This is a genomic window from Myxosarcina sp. GI1(2024), assembly GCF_053543375.1.
The window spans coordinates 158,165-175,290 of sequence record NZ_JBKGTY010000005.1; the positions used below are offsets into that span (position 1 = coordinate 158,165).

Below are 17,126 nucleotides of genomic sequence, written 5' to 3' on the forward strand. Positions count from 1 at the left end.
AAAAATCATCTAACCTCTACTATTAGATGTAAATTCAGTGCTGTTTGAAAATTGAAAAATGTTGTAGTGTAGATACGGTAAACGTCACACATACCGAACCTCAACTCAAATACCATTAAAGATTCATAAGATTGTCATTTCAAAGTCATACCGTTTATCTAAATTGAAAATGTCAGTTTAAAGTTAGAAAAAATCGAGTTCCCCACACCAGCTTTAAACTGACTTTCTTAAAACTAAAGCTATTCAAACAAAATCATATTTATTGCTACACGAAGCATTAAAAACGAGGTAATTTTTAGTCGATGAAAAAATCTACATTTTTAAAGAAAGCAACTACTTCCCTATCTTTAGTTTTACTCGGTGGTGGCATCGCTGTTGGTGGTAACTATCTACTTAATAGTCCTCAAAGTGTTGCCCAGAATTCAAAAAGCGATTCTTTAGTTTCCGAACCAAAAAATAACCAAACAGCGATCGCTATTCCCCAAAACTACGTCAGCAATGTCGTCAATCAAGTGGGTGATTCAGTAGTGCGTATCGATGCGACACGAACAGTCGTTACTAACGTGCCAGATATGTTTAACGACCCCTTTTTTCGTCGATTCTTCGGTTCTCAGATGCCCAATATTCCCAACGAACGAATTCAAAGAGGCATGGGATCGGGTTTTATAGTAAGTTCCGATGGTTTAATTCTTACTAACGCTCATGTCGTAGAAGGTAGCGATAAAGTAGAAGTAACTTTAAAAGACGGACGCACCTTTGAGGGTGAAGTAATGGGAACCGATCCTTTTACTGATGTAGCAGTAATTAAAATTGAAGCAGATGAATTACCCGCAGTTGCTTTTGCCAATCCCGAACAAATACAGCCTGGAGAATATGCCATCGCTATTGGCAACCCTCTAGGTCTAGACAATACCGTTACTACAGGCATCGTTAGTGCTACTGGTAGAAGTAGTGCTCAAGTAGGGGTAGCTGATAAACGAGTTAGCTTTATTCAAACCGATGCCGCCATCAACCCTGGTAATTCTGGAGGTCCTTTACTCAATGCCAACGGCGAAGTAATCGGCATCAATACGGCAATTATTCAAAATGCTCAAGGATTGGGCTTTGCTATTCCCATCGATACCGCTAGAGATGTTGCTGAAGAACTGATTGCTAACGGCAAAGTAGAACATCCCTTCCTCGGTATTCAAATGGCAGCAATTACTCCAGAATTAACCGAGCAACTTAAAAGTAACCAAGAGTTGAAAGTAACAGAAGAAGAAGGAATTTTAATCGTCGATGTAGTTCCTGGTTCTCCTGCCGATAAAGCTGGCATTGTTGCTGGCGATGTAATTCAAGAAATTGATGGTGAATCGGTATCTGAGCCAGATGAAGTGCAACAGGCAGTAGAAAAAACTGAAGTCGGTAATGAATTACCAATTCGACTACAACGAGATGGGGAGCAAGTAAATCTTAATGTCGAAGTCGGAGTTTTACCCGCACCTCAGACTCAGAGATAAGCGACATTTTTAGTTTTCCTCACCACATAGAAGCGGTAAAGTGCTATCGAGACACTTGCCGCTTTTTCTTTTAACTTTGCTCGAGGTCACTTCCCAAGAGGTAATTATAATAGGTATTGCAATATAGGTCGATTTCGATAGAGCAAAAGAATAGTAATTTCGTATTTATTGACTAAGAACGATCGCATTATCCGATTATCTTCAGGTTTAAGCCGATAAATATAATCTTTTCGTTCTACTTATCTCCAGCCACACCGTTCTTATAACCGTAAAAATCAATACGGTAGTCGGTAATTTTAACCCCTGTTTGTCTTTCGATTCGTTCGATGATTTCTTCTGGTAAGGCAATGCGAATATCGATAATCTGATTGGTATCTAGGCAATTGATATGGCTGTGAGAATCGCTAATATTGCCATATAGTCTACCGTCAGAATGCTGCACGCATTCAATAATGCCGTTTTTCGATAATGCTTCTAAATTTTGATAAACTGACGTGTGTCCGATTTCCTTTCCCTGCTGATTGAGCAAATCGTAAATTTCTCTGGCTGAAAGGTGTTCTTCTCTTTCCCAGAGTAATTCTAAAATATAGCGACGCTGACTACTAACTCGCATTCCTAGTGCCTGGCAGCGAGCGATCGCGTCATCTAAAGAATTAATTGGTTGTAGACTTGCCTCTGGAATATTGGTATTCATAGGTGAGGCTCTGTTTAATTCGACTTAATACATAATCATTACCACTTTAACTTAAAATAGAGGTAAATGTCCAATCTCATCCAGCAGGGCTAGTTTATTCGGATAAAGTTTACCGATTCAATCAGCTTAATGACTTTAAAAATTGCTCTAGACAATCAAAAGATCGACAGCTTAGATTTGTCCCCCGCTCATAGAGCGATCGCACCGCTACTGGAAAACAATCGCATTGCGAGTTACGAACAACAATTGCGGCTAGAAATCGACTATCAGCGAGAAGCAACCGATCCTCGGGAACTCTCAGAAATTCCTGCGATTAGACTCTGGTACGTGCGTTTAGATGCAGTTTATCCTTGGCTGCCTTTTCTGCTCGATTGGAAAGCAGGAGAACTAGCTCTTTATGGAGCAATGCTAGTTCCCCATCAATTTAGTCGTAGCGAAGGAATTATTTACAATCCAGAAGCTCTAGAAATTTTTGTGATGAGTAAGATTTTCATCCTCTCAGATTGGTTGCTCAAGCAGGGAATTTCTCCTCAATTTCGCCTAAAATCTTTGGCGCAAACTTTTGGTTATGAAATTGACGATGCTTTTTTTGAGATGATTCGCTAAGCAGGCTATTTACAGCAGTTTTCGTAATGAAAAACCGCTCTAGCCAAATAAATGAGCGGTTTTTTTCAGATTTAATTTTGTTAAGGCGTAATTTTAGCGTTATACCGTTCTACATTGCAGAACCGACACCAGCGTAAGAACCATAGAAAAATATACCGACGACGGTAATTACACCTAAACCTGCGACTGTCGCTACAATCCACAAAGGAATTTTTCCGTTTGCAAACATTGTTTTTATCTCCGTTTTTATCACCTACTTGCCGTTATTAATTAAACCATTAAACGTAATTAGTTAAAGAAATAACTGGAAAATAAGATCCCGAGAACTGCAATCAAAAGTAAGCCTAGATAGAGAGAAGTGCGATTTAGTTCTACTGGCTGCTTGTTGGGATTGGGATTTCTGTCCATGTTTAAAGTCTCCTATCTTTGAATAAACTGCATAGCAGCGATCGCGCCTAAAAAGAACACAGTAGGAACTGCTAATGTATGAACTGCCAGCCATCTAATCGTAAAAATGGGATAAGAAACCGGCTGATTGGGATTATTACTTGTCATCGTGTTTTGCCTAATTCTACTTGAAACTTTTATTTATTAAATTCTTCGATCTGTTCTTTTGCTTTAAAGCGATCGCTCAGAATTGGTAGCTCCAGTCTTTCCTGAGTAAAATACTCGTTAGGGCGAGGAGTACCAAACGCATCATAAGCTAGTCCAGTACTAACAAAAAGCCATCCAGCAATGAACAGCATCGGAATGGTAATGCTGTGAATTACCCAATAGCGAACGCTGGTAATAATATCAGAAAATGGACGTTCTCCAGTTGTACCTGCCATTTGACCTATCTCCAGATTAAAATCAAAATTCGATCGACATACAGTTGTCAAAGCGCTCGAGAGATTGTACTTTGACTTCGTGAGGCAATATGCCAGCACTAGCCAGACTGTAAGACTATTTAAAGCTCTTTCGGGTTATCTTATCAACCACAGCGATTGCCAATTCAATCAGCGCGATCGCCACGAGCAATTTTTTGAATTTTTATTAATTGTTAATATCCTACCATGTAACATCTGCACAAAGAGGAGAGAAAGCCCAGATCTTTTCTGGTTTAACTTGCCTAAGTGTAAAGAGTAGAGGAGACTGAGATAATAATTGTTACCTCTTACCTTACTACTTGCTACTGGTGACTTTTAACTTTTCTTTTACCTTATCAAATTGCTTTGGTTTGTGGTTCGTATTTGAGCAAAGCTCCTCTTTCTCCCAAAACAAATCCCTTTTCAGGATTGAGAAAAACTACTTTATAAAAGTTAGAAGGAATGTTTTCTACATCTCGATCCTTTTCCCAGGTTTGACCGCCATCAGTACTAACTAGTAAGTTGGCGCTGCCACCGGAAACCCAAAGTTCGTCTGGGGTACGATATCCTACATCGAGTAAGCCCCAACTAGTAGAGAATTCTGGATAAATCGGCTCTTGCCACTCGTCAAAATCTTCCGGTTCGCCAAATTGAATTTGACCGCCGCGAGCTAGCAGCCACAGGCGATCGTCGCTACTAAAGCCCATATTTTGCAATCGGCGAGATGAGGTTCTTTGATGGGGTGTCCACTCACTTTGTCCTGGTTCCCAGGTAGAATAAAAGTTACCTCTTGCCGAGACTGCTACGTATTTGCCATCATCCGAACGCTGAATACTGCGGGCGACTCCTACCGAACCTTCCACTAGAGCTTTCCAGTTTTTACCGCCGTTGGTAGTTTTATAGATCGCACCCAAATCTGTAACCATTTCGGCTGTAGAATCTCCTAAAGCGACAATTCCATCGGGAGAACCGGGAAGCTTGGCACTTAAAGGAATCCGCGACCAGCTAGTACCACCATCTTTAGTGTGAAGCAAGATTGAGGGTTTGCCGACGATCCAGCCTTCTCGTCCGTTAAAGCTAACTGAAGTCAGAGAGACTTTTTCTTCTCCCAGATCTAGTGCTTTTTTTTCCCAGGTATTGCCACCATCGTTGGTTTCAAAAAGAGTGGCTTGAGTACCGACTAACCAACCGCGATCGGGATTATCGGTAAAAGCGATATCGGCAAAAATTGCTTCACTAGGCAAAGTTAAAACTTTCCAAGGATTAACGCTAGTGGAAACCACTTCGTTACAGCTAATACAAAATACACAAACAGCCACCAAAATTGCTACCTGTTTTAATTTTTGAAACAATAATCTCATAAACGTCCTTACTTATTTATTGGGTAAGATGGAACGACCGTAACTTACCGAGGATAAATATACAATTAATAACAGCAAAAAAGACTAGCCAGCTACCCCAAACTTCCCAACCAAGAGATTGGGGGCTAGCAGTAGCTGTGATATTTTTTTGGCTAATGGCTAATTAATTTAGACTGTATAGGCTTAGGAAAAATAAGAAACCTAAAGCCAAACCACCAAAAATCAGGATATTCTTTTGGTTGGGAGTTAGACGGTTGACTCCAAAACCATAATCGAGGTTAGAAGAAAATCCCGAAGGTGCACCTTTAGCACCAATATTGGTAAATTGAGTTTTACGAACTCCACATACTGGGCATCGCCAATCATCAGGCAGATCTTTAAATAGCGTACCTGCAGAAATTTGGCGTTGACTATCTCCTTTAGCTGGTTCGTAAACGTAACCGCAAGAACGACATTCGTAACTTGGCGGTGCTTGTTCTGCTAGAGTTTTTTCTTGAGCTGGCTCATTCATTGCTTTATGTTAAGCAAATATTAAAATATCTGCTAAGAATTATCGCACAAAAAGTACGGGGGCAGCGAACGGCAAGTAAAGAACATTGAAGAAACGTGAGTTCGACAAAGTTAAAACGACAAAGTTAAAAAAGAGCAGAAGGTAGAGTGGAGAGTATGCTCTAGAAGAAGGATGAGCTACATACTGACAACCACAATTTTTTTTTACACTTACAAGACTGTTTTCCACGGAGAAAACCGTTTTTCTTGTTTTGATAAGATTTACACTTGGGACAGTGCATCAGCTAAAGACCAGCAATCTGAACTATTTTATTTTAGATGCCATAGCATTGCGCATTTATCAATGCCTTTTCAAGAATTGGTATCAGTAGCGATCGCTGCCGAAGTTAAACTGAGATTTGCTATAGTTGTGGTTCGATTTTGTCTTGCGGAATTTCTGGCGACGAATTTAGTCTATCGGCTTGGTTCTGAGATAGCTGGTTAGTGTTTAACTGATAGCCCATTGTTTTGAATTGCTTGACAAACTGAGTAGAATCGTATTTCGAACTGCTTCCTGAGGTTTTTTGCTGTTGTCGTTGTCGTTTGAGTTTGGCTTTTCTACCCATGATTTTTTACTCCGATCGCATTTAGCAAGACATAGATCGATCTTAAACGATCGATGTAAGCTCGGTCGTTTGAAGAGTAAAAGACTGTCGGGACCGAGCCAATAGTTGAATAGTTGAGATTTGCTTAAATTGCGATCGCTACTGCAACCATCCTTTTAGGCGTCGGGCTACTTGAGGGCGGCGCAGCTTACGCATGGCTTTACTCTGAATTTGGCGTACTCGTTCGCGGGAAAGATTGAATACTTTACCAACTTCTTCTAAAGTATAGGACTGATTGGATGATAATCCATAACGCAAACAGATAACATCTTTTTCTCTTTCGGTGAGTACGTCATTGAGAACTTCGGTAATTTCCTGACGCATCATCGCTTCATTCATCCGTTCTTCTGGTAGCTGTAGTTCGCTGTCTTCTAGCAAATCTACTAACTCGGTATCTTCGGCTTTTCCTACTCGATGATTTAAAGATAGAGACTGACGGCGTAATTCGAGTAATTGGCGCAGTTGCGAGAGAGAAATTTGTAATTCTTCAGCTAATTCGGCTTCATTGGGATTGCGCTTGAGTTGTTGTTTGAGATGTCGCTGTGCCTTTTTTAACTTGTTGAGTTTTTCAACTATATGAATCGGAAGACGAATGGTACGAGCATCATTAGCAATGGTTCTGGTAATTGCCTGACGAATCCACCAATAAGCATAGGTAGAAAATTTATATCCTTTATTAGGGTCGAATTTTTCTGTGGCTCTGTTTAAACCAATCGCGCCTTCTTGAATTAAGTCTAAAAAAGGAACGCCCCGATTAAGGTAGCGTTTGGCAATAGAAACTACTAAACGCAAATTTGAGCGAATCATTTTGCGTTTGGCAACCTTACCGCGATATAAAATCAGCTTTAACTGACGTTCTGATTCTAAATTTAAGGCTCGTGCTAATTCTGTCCGGTTCGGTTCTCTAGCTAGCTGTTCGGTCAATTGTTGGCGTGTCGCCTCAACTCGAACCATCAACTTGACATCATTGGCTAAATGTATTTCTTCTTCTGCTGTCAGCAAGGGATAGCGAGCCATTTCCTTGAAAAAAGCACCAATGTTATCTTCGATGTTGTGGCGACGATTACCAACTAAATAAAAATTGTTGTTATCTTCTTCAGAATATTCGGCTTCTACCAGTTTTATATTTTCAATAGTTGGAGATTCTTCCTCAATCTTTAGATCCATAGCGGCAAAACTACAGTTGTCTCGAACGGTTAATTTGGCGGTGGTCATGGGTTTTGGATCCTCTTTAGATTAGATTTGGTAATGAATTTGAGGTAGAGCGATAACTTGTGAGCGATCGACTTAAATACCACATAGTCTGGTAGTCTTTTTTAGCGATCGTAAATATATAGAGGGTAAAATGCGCTCGCTAAAGATTTACCGTTAAACTTGCAGTTAGATTTTGAATATTATTGTATGTCGTTCAAATTTTCTAAATATTTTATGATGTAAGTTATTCAATCTTCCTTGACTACTCAAACAAAATTAAAACTCTTATAAATAGGGTACCAGATGTTTCAATTGTTTTTGTTTTGTCAGTTACCGAATTGTCATGAATTTTTTTTACAAACTTAATTAAATATATTATAATTTTTAAAAAACAATTATACTTCAAAGTAATAATCGCTACCAAAGTAGTAAATCGACGTTTCAATTACAATTAATCAATTATTACAATTTTTATAGAATTGGATTATTCGCTCTGAATTAGATTCATAAGTATTTCGGGCAGTATCGAGCTTCGATTGCTATTAAACTAACTAAAATCGATCGCCTTTGAGATGGCTTTTTATAAATTGTTAAACTCAGAGATTATGTACTAGTTTTACAGGAGAGTAATCTCTCACCTTTGAGCGAGCGTGAAATTAAATTTCTAGAATTCATGTAACCGTTTAACATTAATCATTCAGTGTAAATAACTAGAGACAATAATTTTAAAAAGTTAAGCTTTCTGGAAAAGTTAAGTACGTTAACAAATATTGCTGTTTAGATTTTTGCTGGCGATCTCATTAAGAGGGGACACCAGGAAGATAAAATCATGAAAAGCTACCTTTCAAAAGGAGATGGTTGCAAGTTACTGCCGTAACACTTCGAACTTTGGCTGATAGCTAACTCCGTCGCCAACCAACCCAGCCTGGTTCACTCAAGTCTACGGAAGTGTAAAATAGTATTTTAGTACGCCAATACTCCAGAAGCGATAGTGAAACCAGATTCTCACTCAACTCTCGAATATGCAAAATCTGCAACCATTTACAGTTCCACTGCCAGAGGTGGCTACTTCGAACAAGCTCAATTTACTTCTTTGGTCGCCGAACCCAAAGTAGTCTATAGCTCGGAACCAGACTCTACTCAATGGGTAGAAGTATTAGTAGACTGTCCTGGAGTGAGGGGATTGTATACATACAGTGTGCCCCCAGAGTTAAAGGTGCGCTCGGGAGATATTGTCAGCGTGCCCTTTGGAATGCAAATTACTGGAGGAATTGCGATCGGTTTCTTAGCATCTCCTCCGGCAGATTTGGAAAGGGAGCGAATTCGTCCCATAGAAGAAATTATTACCTCTGGTTTTTTCCCTTCTACCTACTGGCAACTGTTAGGGAGAGTTGCAGACTACTACTGTAGCGACTTAATGAGCGCGATCGCCGTAGCTCTACCTCCTGGTTTATTGGGGCGATCGCAAAGAAGGATTAGACTTAACTTTGCAGCAATTCCCCCAGGGGCAGAAAGTTTTTGTAGTCCTGTAGCAGGAAAAATTTTGCAACTATTAAGCCAGCAAAAAGATGGCAACTATAGCGTTAATTATCTGCGCAGCCAGATTCGGGGAGTAAATCGCGGAATTCGAGAACTAAGCAAGCGCGGCTGGATTGAAAGTTATCTCGAACCCCCCAGACACGCCAAACCCAAACTTAAAACTGCAGTGACTTTAGTTGCCCAAAACTTTGGCAGCGATCTCAGTTCCAGGCAACGTGAAATCTTACAAATTTTGAGCAGTCAAGGTGGAGAATTATGGCTACAGGAATTAATTCAGTTATCTCGCACCACCTCTGCCACGATTAAAAAGCTAGCAGCCAAAGGCTACCTTAGCTTGAACCAGCGAGAAATTTTAAGAAAAGCTGGCGGGATCGGGGCAGTAGCAGATCGACCCAAGCAGCTAAACTCGGCTCAAAGAGAAGCTTTAGCCGTAATTAACCGCCAGCAGGGCTACGCTCGGATTCTCTTGCACGGAGTAACGGGTTCGGGTAAAACCGAGGTATATTTACAGGCGATCGCGCCGATTTTAGCCCGGGGTAAATCTGCACTAGTATTGGTCCCCGAAATTGGTTTAACTCCCCAACTCAGCGATCGCTTTGGTGCCCGTTTTGGCGATCGCGTTTGCGTGTATCATAGTAAACTGTCCGTGGGGGAACGCTACGATACTTGGCGACAGACCATTCAAGGTGAACCCCAGGTAGTCATCGGCACGCGCTCGGCTATTTTTGCTCCCCTACCCAATCTGGGTTTAATTATTTTAGATGAAGAACACGATTCTAGTTTCAAACAAGACCGCCCCGCACCTACCTATCATGCCAGAACCGTGGCTAACTGGCGTGCTGAACTAGAAAATTGTCCTTTGGTTTTGGGATCGGCTACTCCTTCATTGGAGAGTTTGACTGCAACTCAAGGTAGTGGAGATCGAGAGAGCGAGCACCGATCGATTAATAACCATTGCCTTGCTTTACCCGAACGCATCGGTTCTCGTCCCTTACCTGAGGTAGAAATAGTAGATCTGCGACAGGAATTAAGTAGAGGTAATCGCTCGATTTTTAGCCAGTCTCTACAGAGTGCAATCGCCCAGATGCAGCAACGAGGCGGACAGGGAATTTTATTTATTCCTCGCCGGGGTCATAGCACTTTTGTTTCCTGCCGTAATTGCGGGTACGTTATTGATTGTCCCAACTGTGACGTATCTCTTTCCTATCACTACGCCACAGAAGGTGCTGTCAAACTATTACGCTGTCACTACTGTAACTATACCAGTCTGCAGCCCGACAAATGCCCCGAGTGTAGTTCGCCCTATCTCAAACACTTTGGTAGCGGTACCCAAAAAGTAACTCAGGAATTGGGCAAACTGTATCCCAAGCTTAGAGCAATTCGTTTTGATAGCGATACCACTAGAAACAAAAATGCCCATCGTGAGGCGCTCGCTAGGTTTATCAATCGAGAGGCAGATATGTTGGTAGGTACACAAATGCTCACTAAAGGCTTAGATATTGCGGGCGTAACCTTAGTCGGAGTAATAGCTGCTGACGGTTTATTACATCGAAGCGATTACCGCGCCGCCGAAAGAGCTTTTCAAACCCTAACTCAAGTAGCAGGTAGGGCGGGCAGAGGAGACGAACCAGGGCGAGTTATCCTACAAACATATTCCCCAGAGCATCCCGTAATCAAAGCCGTAGCCAACCACGACTACCATAAATTTAGTCATGCCGAACTGCAACACCGAGCAGAGTTAAATTATCCTCCCTACGGCAATCTGATTTCGATCGAGTTAAGCAGTCTCGACGAATCAGAAGTAAGAAGGACTGCCGAAATTTTAGCCGAGGCGTGTCGCCATCGCTTGGGACGATATTGCGTAATCTTAGGTCCCGCACCTGCTAGTATCATGCGAGTGGCGCGCCGTTATCGCTGGCAAATTTTACTCAAGCTAGAATTAGGTGCCAAAGAAAATCTACCAGATTTGAATCAATTGCGATCGCTTTGTCCTAAGTCTGTCAGCATGACTATCGATGTCGATCCGCTAAATATGGATTAAAGAAATTTTTAATCCTCCACAATTGCAATATTTAAAAAACAAAGCTTTCAGGTATTTTTGGAACTAAAATCGAGCCCTAAACTGGTTGATTCAGCCCTTGCCCTTAAGGGAGGTCGCCAACAGAGGTAGACAAGAGGACCTAACAAAGGCACCAGGGCGATTAGCCAATATAACTGGGAATTGCTTAAATAACCTCGGCGAGCCATGTCGTCGCCCAGGATAGTGGGAAACACTAAGTAAAACAGACAAAAAGCCAAGCTCATGCCGTTAATAAAGCGATCGCTTTGAAAGAGCAACCAAAATTCTTGCCAATCTCCAGCGAGCGCGGCATATAGAAGTAAACCAAGAGTAAATAGCAGTAACCCGATTCCAGTCCAACGGGAATCTAATATTTGCAACCAAATATCTTTGGCGCCGCTAAACTCCGTTTTGGGTTCGCGCCAAGCTAAGTAAGGAAGAAGCCCCAAAATACCCGTTCCCAAAGAAATTATCGCAAACGGCCAAAAGGGAATTGACTGCATTCTGCCATCAAAAAACAACAAGCAACTGTAAATGAGAATCCAAACCCCCACGAGAGAAAACAAGGAAAAGATAACTGGATTGAGCGCGTTCCATTGGAAAGTTAGTAACTTGAGGATTAGTGCTTTGGTTTCCTCCCAGTGAAAAGGAGGTGCGAGTGTCAGAAGATAGACAAAACTCGCCCACAGCAACCAGAGGAGCAATTTTCTATTCATATTTATTTTGCCTATTGGCTAGTTCTAGCGACCCTTAGAATAAGTAGATTCCGCGCTCAGATAGCGGAGTAATCTCTAACCGTCGGTCAAATCTTTAACTGCTTCTTATTCTTTTCTCCATCACATAATAGCTAAATCTCATCAAACGAAGAAGACAATGGCACCTGCTGACAACCAATGAAGTTAGTTTTCAAGCGATCGCCAATTAGAGCGAATTTTTCAATTCTACCGACGATTTTTTAGAAAGCCGGGCGTTGCCTGCCCTACAGATCTGAGCTATTCGCTACAATCAGAGTAAAAATAGCAAATAATTTTCCATCCCTTCAAGATGGCTAGTTTTATGACCGAAAGATCGCGTATCTGTATCATTGGCGGCGGCTTTGGTGGTTTGTATACCGCCCTACGGCTTAGTGAGTTACCTTGGGACTCGGCACCGAAACCAGAAATAACTCTGATCGATAAAAGCGATCGCTTTCTTTTTTCCCCTCTACTCTATGAGTTGATTACCGATGAAATGCAAACCTGGGAAATTGCCCCTCCATTTGCCGAAATTTTAGAAAATACGGGAATTATCTTTCAGCAGGCTGCAGTGAGGGAGATCGACATCGAAAGCAAACAGGTAAAACTAGATACCGATCGCGAAATCGATTACGATAAATTAGTTATTTCTACTGGAGGCAAAACCCCAACAGAAATAGTTTCTGGGGCAGCGAATTACGCTATTCCGTTTCGCACCATCGATGATGCCTATCGCCTCAAAGAAAAATTAAGATTATTAGAAGAACTCGATCCCGATAAGATTCGCGTGGTCATCGTGGGCGGTGGCTACAGTGGAGTAGAATTAGCTTGTAAGATAAGCCATCGCCTGGGAGCCAAAGGCAGAATTAGAATTGTCGATCGCGGCGATAAAATTCTCAAAGACAGCACCGAATTTAACCGCGAAGCCGCTATTAAGGCTCTAGAACAACGCCAAGTTTGGCTGGATTTAGAAACGGAAATCGCTAAAGTCGAGTTCGATACAGTTTCCCTGACCTATAAAGGACAGACAGATACAATCCCTGCCGATATAGTTATGTGGACTATCGGCAATCAGGTAGGAGAATTAATTCAAAATCTTCCTCTAGAAAAAAACAGTCGCGGTTTACTAAAAATCAAACCGACTCTACAAGTGGCAGCACGAGACGATATTTATGCTTTGGGAGATATTGTCGAGTGTTACGATAAGGAAGGCAATCCCCTACCCGCAACCGCACAGGTGGCTTTTCAACAATCGGACTATTGTGCCTGGAATCTTTGGGCATCGATTACCGATCGACCTTTATTAGATTTTCGCTATCAAAATTTGGGAGAAATGATGACTCTCGGTATGGATAACGCTACCTTAAGTGGCTTAGGATTGACGCTCGATGGCTCTCTAGCTTATATAACCCGCCGTTTACTTTATCTCTCCCGTCTGCCTACTCTCAAACATCAACTAACCGTAGGTTTGAGTTGGATTACTCAACCTCTGGTAGAATTGCTAGCGGCAGCCAATCGGTCTAACTAGCTGACTGGAGTTCCTGTTGCCAAATCTGCCAGTAATCACCGAGGCGAGCCACAAATGTTTTGGGTTTTTCGACATAGATTCTTTGTCCCAACCATTTAGCCGATAGCTGTAGTTGTTCTCGGCGACGATTAATCAAGGAAGTTAACACCGCAATTTCAGTATTGTTGGCTAATTTTTCCTCGCGATCGCCAATAAACTGAGCCAGTACGGCGAGATCGTGGTCATCTCCCAAATAATCGGCTAGCTGATGGCTTTGTTTGATCCATTGTTTGAGTAAATCCGACCAAATGGGACGCACGATTTTGAGATGATACCAAAGATATTTCACTTGTTTGCGCCATTCATGTAAATTTTCTACAGTCGGCTGTTGTTTGAAGATGGTGTGAGAGTCTTGATAACCATGTTGGTAAACGCGTTCTAAACCCTGTCCTAAGACCGACCAGTCATTATCTAACGACCAGTTGTTAATTCGCTTTTTGGCATCGTTAATCTCGGTCAACACTTCGGCAACTGCGTCCTGATGCTCGAAAACCCGCTCGCTCATCACTTGATAATGTTCGGACAATAATTGCTCTAAATCGCCAAATGCTCCTGGATTCACATATTCTTTGAAATGCTTTTCTAGATCATTTAGAGTCTCCGATAATACTTCTGCATCTCGCACTCCAGATAAACGCCGCCCAGCATCTCGGAAACAGGCGTTTTCTTGCCGGTAAACTTTTTTACCCAAGTCGTCGCGGACTAAACGAATTACCGCCCGGATTTTTTTAAACCGCTTGCGAGCATCATGAATTGCCTCATCGCGATCGTCTTCGATTTTTACGGTCAACTCTTCTGTTGCCGCGTCGATTTGTTCGTTAATAATTCTTTTGATTTCTGTAGAGATCGGACCTCGTTTTTTGAATCGATATGCCATGGACTAGGTCACTTTAGTAATTTGTTTTGTTAGTAATCCTATACTATACACTATTTTATTTGGAATTTTTAGTGTTACTTTTGTGAAGTTGTCGATGTCAGTATCGTTTTTAGTCTTTTACTAAATTCTTCTGGATAGTTATCGTTACTAGAAATCAGGAAAATTAGGTTTGAGATTTTAGAGTAACTTAACCTATTTGCAATAGTAGAGATTAATATGAGAAAAATATTTGACTATTTTTCTCTTTAGTCTTTTGTTTATTATATAATTTGCATTTAACTAAAATAGTTCCTTTTTCCATGAATTTTTAAGTACTGCCAAAATTAGCGGCTTTACCTTGCTAAATAAACTTCAGAACATCGCTAATATAATTCTTTGCTCTGCTATATCCCAATTTCGGCAAGCTGCCTAGCGATCGCTTAGAGTTAAAAAACTTAAAATTTAATTGAGATTGATTGCAATAACTGTGATAGAGTTTTTAATCAATGAAATGATAATTTATTGCAACTGGCGCTGGGCAATTTATTTACAGCAGTTTTCAATTGGGTAGACCACATTTTGGCAGAAGGCAGAAGGAACTAAGAACAAAACTAATTGACCATTATTCCATTCAACTGAAAATCGCTGTTATATGGTCGCATCTGTCAGAAAACTAAGCAATCGCTCGATAATTTATCTTATTACCTCGTGAACCAGCAGAGAAATTACAATAAATTCATACTGTTAGGCTGCCTGTATGTTTCGCAGTATATTCCCATCGCTTTTTTCTATCAGGCTTTGCCCGTTTTTTTGCGTCAGCAGGGAATATCATTAGATGCCATTGGTTTACTATCTCTGGTTTCACTTCCCTGGATGCTCAAGTTTTTGTGGTCGCCTATCGTCGATCGCTATAGCTTTAGTGACAAACAGCATTATCGTCCTTGGATTATTGCTTGTCAAAGTTTGCTGGCGATAACCTTAATTATCTGTGCCTTTCTTAATATCGAGCAAAACACCATTGCCCTAATCGTGAGTCTCTTTTTAGTTTGTTTTCTGGCAGCAACCCAAGACATTGCTACAGACGCCCTCGCTATTGGTTTACTCACCGAAAGACAGCGGGGAATGGGTAATGGCGTACAAACGGCGGGAAACTATTTGGGGGCAGTTATTGGCGGAGGTGGAATGCTAGTTATACTCAATCGCCTGGGCTGGCAAAATAGTCTGTTAACTTTGGCAACTTTTATCGTGTTGGCTTCAATTCCAATTTGGCTGCATCGAGAATCAGCCAGAGTCACTTCCGAGCATAAACAACGGAATTTTATGGCTCTGATAAATTTCTGTCGTCGCGATCAAATGTGGCTGTGGCTGTTAGTTTTGCTGACCTATACTTTAGGCGCGAGAATGGGAGCGGCAATGTTTCAGCCATTACTGGTGGATTTGGGCTTTAGCCTAGAAGAGATTGGTTTGTTAACGGGGATTATCGGTTTTAGTGCCGCTATGGTTGGCGCACCTATAGCAGGTTTGCTGATTAGACCTTTGGGACGCAAGCGATCGCTAATCCTATTTGGTTTACTCCATTCTGGGGCGATCGCTTTATATTTACTTCCGGGAATGGGTATAACTAAACTCCCCATACTCTATTTGGTTTGCATTTTGGTTCAGATAACTTTAAGTATGGCTTACACGATCGAGTTTACAGTGATGATGGATAACAGCGATCTTCGTACCGCCGGTACGGATTATACTCTTCAAGCATCGTTTCTCACTCTCAGCACCATTTTAGCAGGGACTATTAGTGGCGCGATCGCCGAAGCTTTAGGATATATTCCTTTGTTTATTATTTCTATAGCAATTGGTTTGGCGAGTGTAGTGCTTGTTACTAAGACTTTCAAGCGTACTGCGATAAGCAGTCATTAGCTTCTCATCTTCACGACTAAGTTAATTCACTTCAGGCTTTATCAAAATGACTTCGACCCTTTCGGCTACAGATTACGCTCGGCTACATCGACAAAAGAACGGGCACGACAGCGAAAGTTTATTTCTAGAAGAATTTGAAACAATTTATCAAAAGCCTGAATGCCTATCTCAAAAAGGATTTACTCGCCGTATAGAGCTAATGTCGGGAGTGTGGTTAGACATTTTGAACTGGAATTATCAGCAGGAAATGATCTTAAAAGTACCCGCCCATGCTCATCCAATTCAATTGTTACTTTTGTCTTCGGGATTTATCGATTATGAAAATATTTACCCTACTTTTGGTGGTAAAAGAAGTTATCTTTCTGGTAGTGGGATCTCACCGTCATACACAGAAAAATATCGGCGATCGCAAACTATTACCGGGATTAATATTCATCTCGAACCCCAAAAGCTAATCGAACTTTTTCCCGATTTGGTAAGTACTCAAGAAAAGTTTGTCAAATTGTTGTTCAAACAAGACCAACTGAAAACTTCCTTTTTTCCAGAAGTAACTCCATCGATGCAAACTATAGTTCGACAAATAATTGAGACTCCTTTTGGTGGTACGACAAAAAAAATATACTTGCAAGGTAAAAGGTTTTAGAGTTATTGGCACTTCAATTTGATGCGATCGCAACCAAACGAGATTACCCTAAATTATCATCTCAATTAAAACCTACAACTGTTAACCAGATCTACCATGCTAGAGATATTTTGCATCGTACTTACGATAATCCACCATCAATAATCGAACTCGCTCGAATAGTAGGAATCAGCGATCGCACCTTGCAAAGAGGCTTTCGTCAGTTATTCGATATGACGGTAATCGGTTACATCACCTTCTTAAGAATACAACAAGCAGAAAAACTATTGCGATCGGGCAATGTTTCGGTTGCAGAAGTCGCTAATTTAGTTGGCTATTCTCATTTAGGTCATTTTGCAGCAGCTTTTAAACGTCAATTTAGCATTACTCCCAGTGAATGTTTGGCAGGAAAGCTAGGGAAATGGAAAACAACTCCCAACTACTAACTCCTACCAAACTTATTCTTGCCACGAAGA

At 41.2% G+C, this 17,126-nt stretch carries 18 protein-coding genes; 7 read left to right on the top strand and 11 right to left on the bottom strand.

The genetic code is table 11. The features are described 5' to 3' along the window. Positions 1–302 precede the first annotated feature (302 nt). Complete coding sequence (locus ACLFKQ_RS19635) at positions 303–1,499, top strand: HhoA/HhoB/HtrA family serine endopeptidase (RefSeq protein ID WP_449001443.1); 1,197 nt, start codon at positions 303–305, stop codon at positions 1,497–1,499. 235 nt (positions 1,500–1,734) lie between these two features. Here ACLFKQ_RS19635 and ACLFKQ_RS19640 read toward each other — a convergent pair whose 3' ends face one another. Next, complete coding sequence (locus ACLFKQ_RS19640; protein ID WP_449001444.1) at positions 1,735–2,193, bottom strand: Fur family transcriptional regulator; 459 nt, start codon at positions 2,191–2,193, stop codon at positions 1,735–1,737. 129 nt (positions 2,194–2,322) lie between these two features. Here ACLFKQ_RS19640 and ACLFKQ_RS19645 point away from each other — a divergent pair, with 129 nt between their 5' ends. Further along, positions 2,323–2,799, top strand: a complete 477-nt coding sequence (locus ACLFKQ_RS19645; protein ID WP_449001445.1) for a CRR6 family NdhI maturation factor — start codon at positions 2,323–2,325, stop codon at positions 2,797–2,799. Positions 2,800–2,908: 109 nt separating this feature from the next. Here ACLFKQ_RS19645 and ACLFKQ_RS19650 read toward each other — a convergent pair whose 3' ends face one another. The 8 genes from ACLFKQ_RS19650 to ACLFKQ_RS19685 all read right to left on the bottom strand — a co-directional run bounded on the left by ACLFKQ_RS19650 (position 2,909) and on the right by ACLFKQ_RS19685 (position 7,377). Then, a complete protein-coding gene (locus tag ACLFKQ_RS19650; RefSeq protein ID WP_449001446.1) occupies positions 2,909–3,028 on the bottom strand; it encodes a photosystem II reaction center protein J in 120 nt (39 codons plus the stop codon). A gap of 59 nt (positions 3,029–3,087) precedes the next feature. After that, positions 3,088–3,207 (bottom strand): photosystem II reaction center protein L, encoded by a 120-nt coding sequence (locus ACLFKQ_RS19655; protein WP_449001447.1) that lies wholly within the window; start codon positions 3,205–3,207, stop codon positions 3,088–3,090. A gap of 12 nt (positions 3,208–3,219) precedes the next feature. Beyond that, a complete protein-coding gene (psbF, locus tag ACLFKQ_RS19660) occupies positions 3,220–3,354 on the bottom strand; it encodes a cytochrome b559 subunit beta (protein WP_036477048.1) in 135 nt (44 codons plus the stop codon). 29 nt (positions 3,355–3,383) lie between these two features. Continuing rightward, the gene (gene psbE / locus ACLFKQ_RS19665) at positions 3,384–3,629 is read right to left on the bottom strand and encodes a cytochrome b559 subunit alpha (RefSeq protein WP_449001448.1); all 246 of its coding nucleotides are present in this window, start codon (positions 3,627–3,629) and stop codon (positions 3,384–3,386) included. 374 nt (positions 3,630–4,003) lie between these two features. Next, positions 4,004–5,008: a photosynthesis system II assembly factor Ycf48 gene (locus ACLFKQ_RS19670; RefSeq protein ID WP_449001449.1), complete on the bottom strand. Its 1,005-nt coding sequence runs from the start codon at positions 5,006–5,008 to the stop codon at positions 4,004–4,006. Between the two features lie 163 nt (positions 5,009–5,171). Then, positions 5,172–5,519, bottom strand: coding sequence for a rubredoxin (locus ACLFKQ_RS19675; RefSeq protein ID WP_449001450.1), 348 nt, complete (start codon positions 5,517–5,519; stop codon positions 5,172–5,174). Between the two features lie 400 nt (positions 5,520–5,919). Beyond that, the gene (locus ACLFKQ_RS19680) at positions 5,920–6,123 is read right to left on the bottom strand and encodes a hypothetical protein (RefSeq protein ID WP_449001451.1); all 204 of its coding nucleotides are present in this window, start codon (positions 6,121–6,123) and stop codon (positions 5,920–5,922) included. Between the two features lie 138 nt (positions 6,124–6,261). Next, on the bottom strand, positions 6,262–7,377 hold the full coding sequence (locus tag ACLFKQ_RS19685; RefSeq protein ID WP_449001452.1) for an RNA polymerase sigma factor, RpoD/SigA family: 1,116 nt from the start codon (positions 7,375–7,377) through the stop codon (positions 6,262–6,264). Positions 7,378–8,449: 1,072 nt separating this feature from the next. Here ACLFKQ_RS19685 and priA point away from each other — a divergent pair. Continuing rightward, entirely contained in the window at positions 8,450–10,936 is a 2,487-nt protein-coding gene (gene priA / locus ACLFKQ_RS19690) for a primosomal protein N' (protein WP_449001557.1), read from the top strand. Positions 10,937–10,983: 47 nt separating this feature from the next. Here priA and ACLFKQ_RS19695 read toward each other — a convergent pair whose 3' ends face one another. Next, entirely contained in the window at positions 10,984–11,670 is a 687-nt protein-coding gene (locus ACLFKQ_RS19695) for a hypothetical protein (RefSeq protein WP_449001453.1), read from the bottom strand. Between the two features lie 328 nt (positions 11,671–11,998). On the opposite strand from ACLFKQ_RS19695, the gene ACLFKQ_RS19700 reads away from it, so the two are divergent. Further along, positions 11,999–13,216: an NAD(P)/FAD-dependent oxidoreductase gene (locus tag ACLFKQ_RS19700; RefSeq protein ID WP_449001454.1), complete on the top strand. Its 1,218-nt coding sequence runs from the start codon at positions 11,999–12,001 to the stop codon at positions 13,214–13,216. Here the strand turns inward: ACLFKQ_RS19700 and ACLFKQ_RS19705 are convergent. After that, a complete protein-coding gene (locus tag ACLFKQ_RS19705; protein ID WP_449001455.1) occupies positions 13,209–14,132 on the bottom strand; it encodes a CHAD domain-containing protein in 924 nt (307 codons plus the stop codon). The two genes, ACLFKQ_RS19700 and ACLFKQ_RS19705, sit on opposite strands and share 8 nt — an antisense overlap. Positions 14,133–14,819: 687 nt before the next feature. On the opposite strand from ACLFKQ_RS19705, the gene ACLFKQ_RS19710 reads away from it, so the two are divergent. Genes ACLFKQ_RS19710 through ACLFKQ_RS19720 form a run of 3 tightly spaced genes read left to right on the top strand, consistent with a single transcriptional unit; the run spans position 14,820 to position 17,096 of the window. Continuing rightward, on the top strand, positions 14,820–16,028 hold the full coding sequence (locus tag ACLFKQ_RS19710; protein WP_449001456.1) for an MFS transporter: 1,209 nt from the start codon (positions 14,820–14,822) through the stop codon (positions 16,026–16,028). A 46-nt stretch (positions 16,029–16,074) separates the two neighbouring features. Then, positions 16,075–16,671: a hypothetical protein gene (locus ACLFKQ_RS19715; RefSeq protein WP_449001457.1), complete on the top strand. Its 597-nt coding sequence runs from the start codon at positions 16,075–16,077 to the stop codon at positions 16,669–16,671. A gap of 5 nt (positions 16,672–16,676) precedes the next feature. After that, positions 16,677–17,096 (top strand): helix-turn-helix transcriptional regulator, encoded by a 420-nt coding sequence (locus ACLFKQ_RS19720; RefSeq protein WP_449001458.1) that lies wholly within the window; start codon positions 16,677–16,679, stop codon positions 17,094–17,096. Positions 17,097–17,126: the final 30 nt, after the last annotated feature.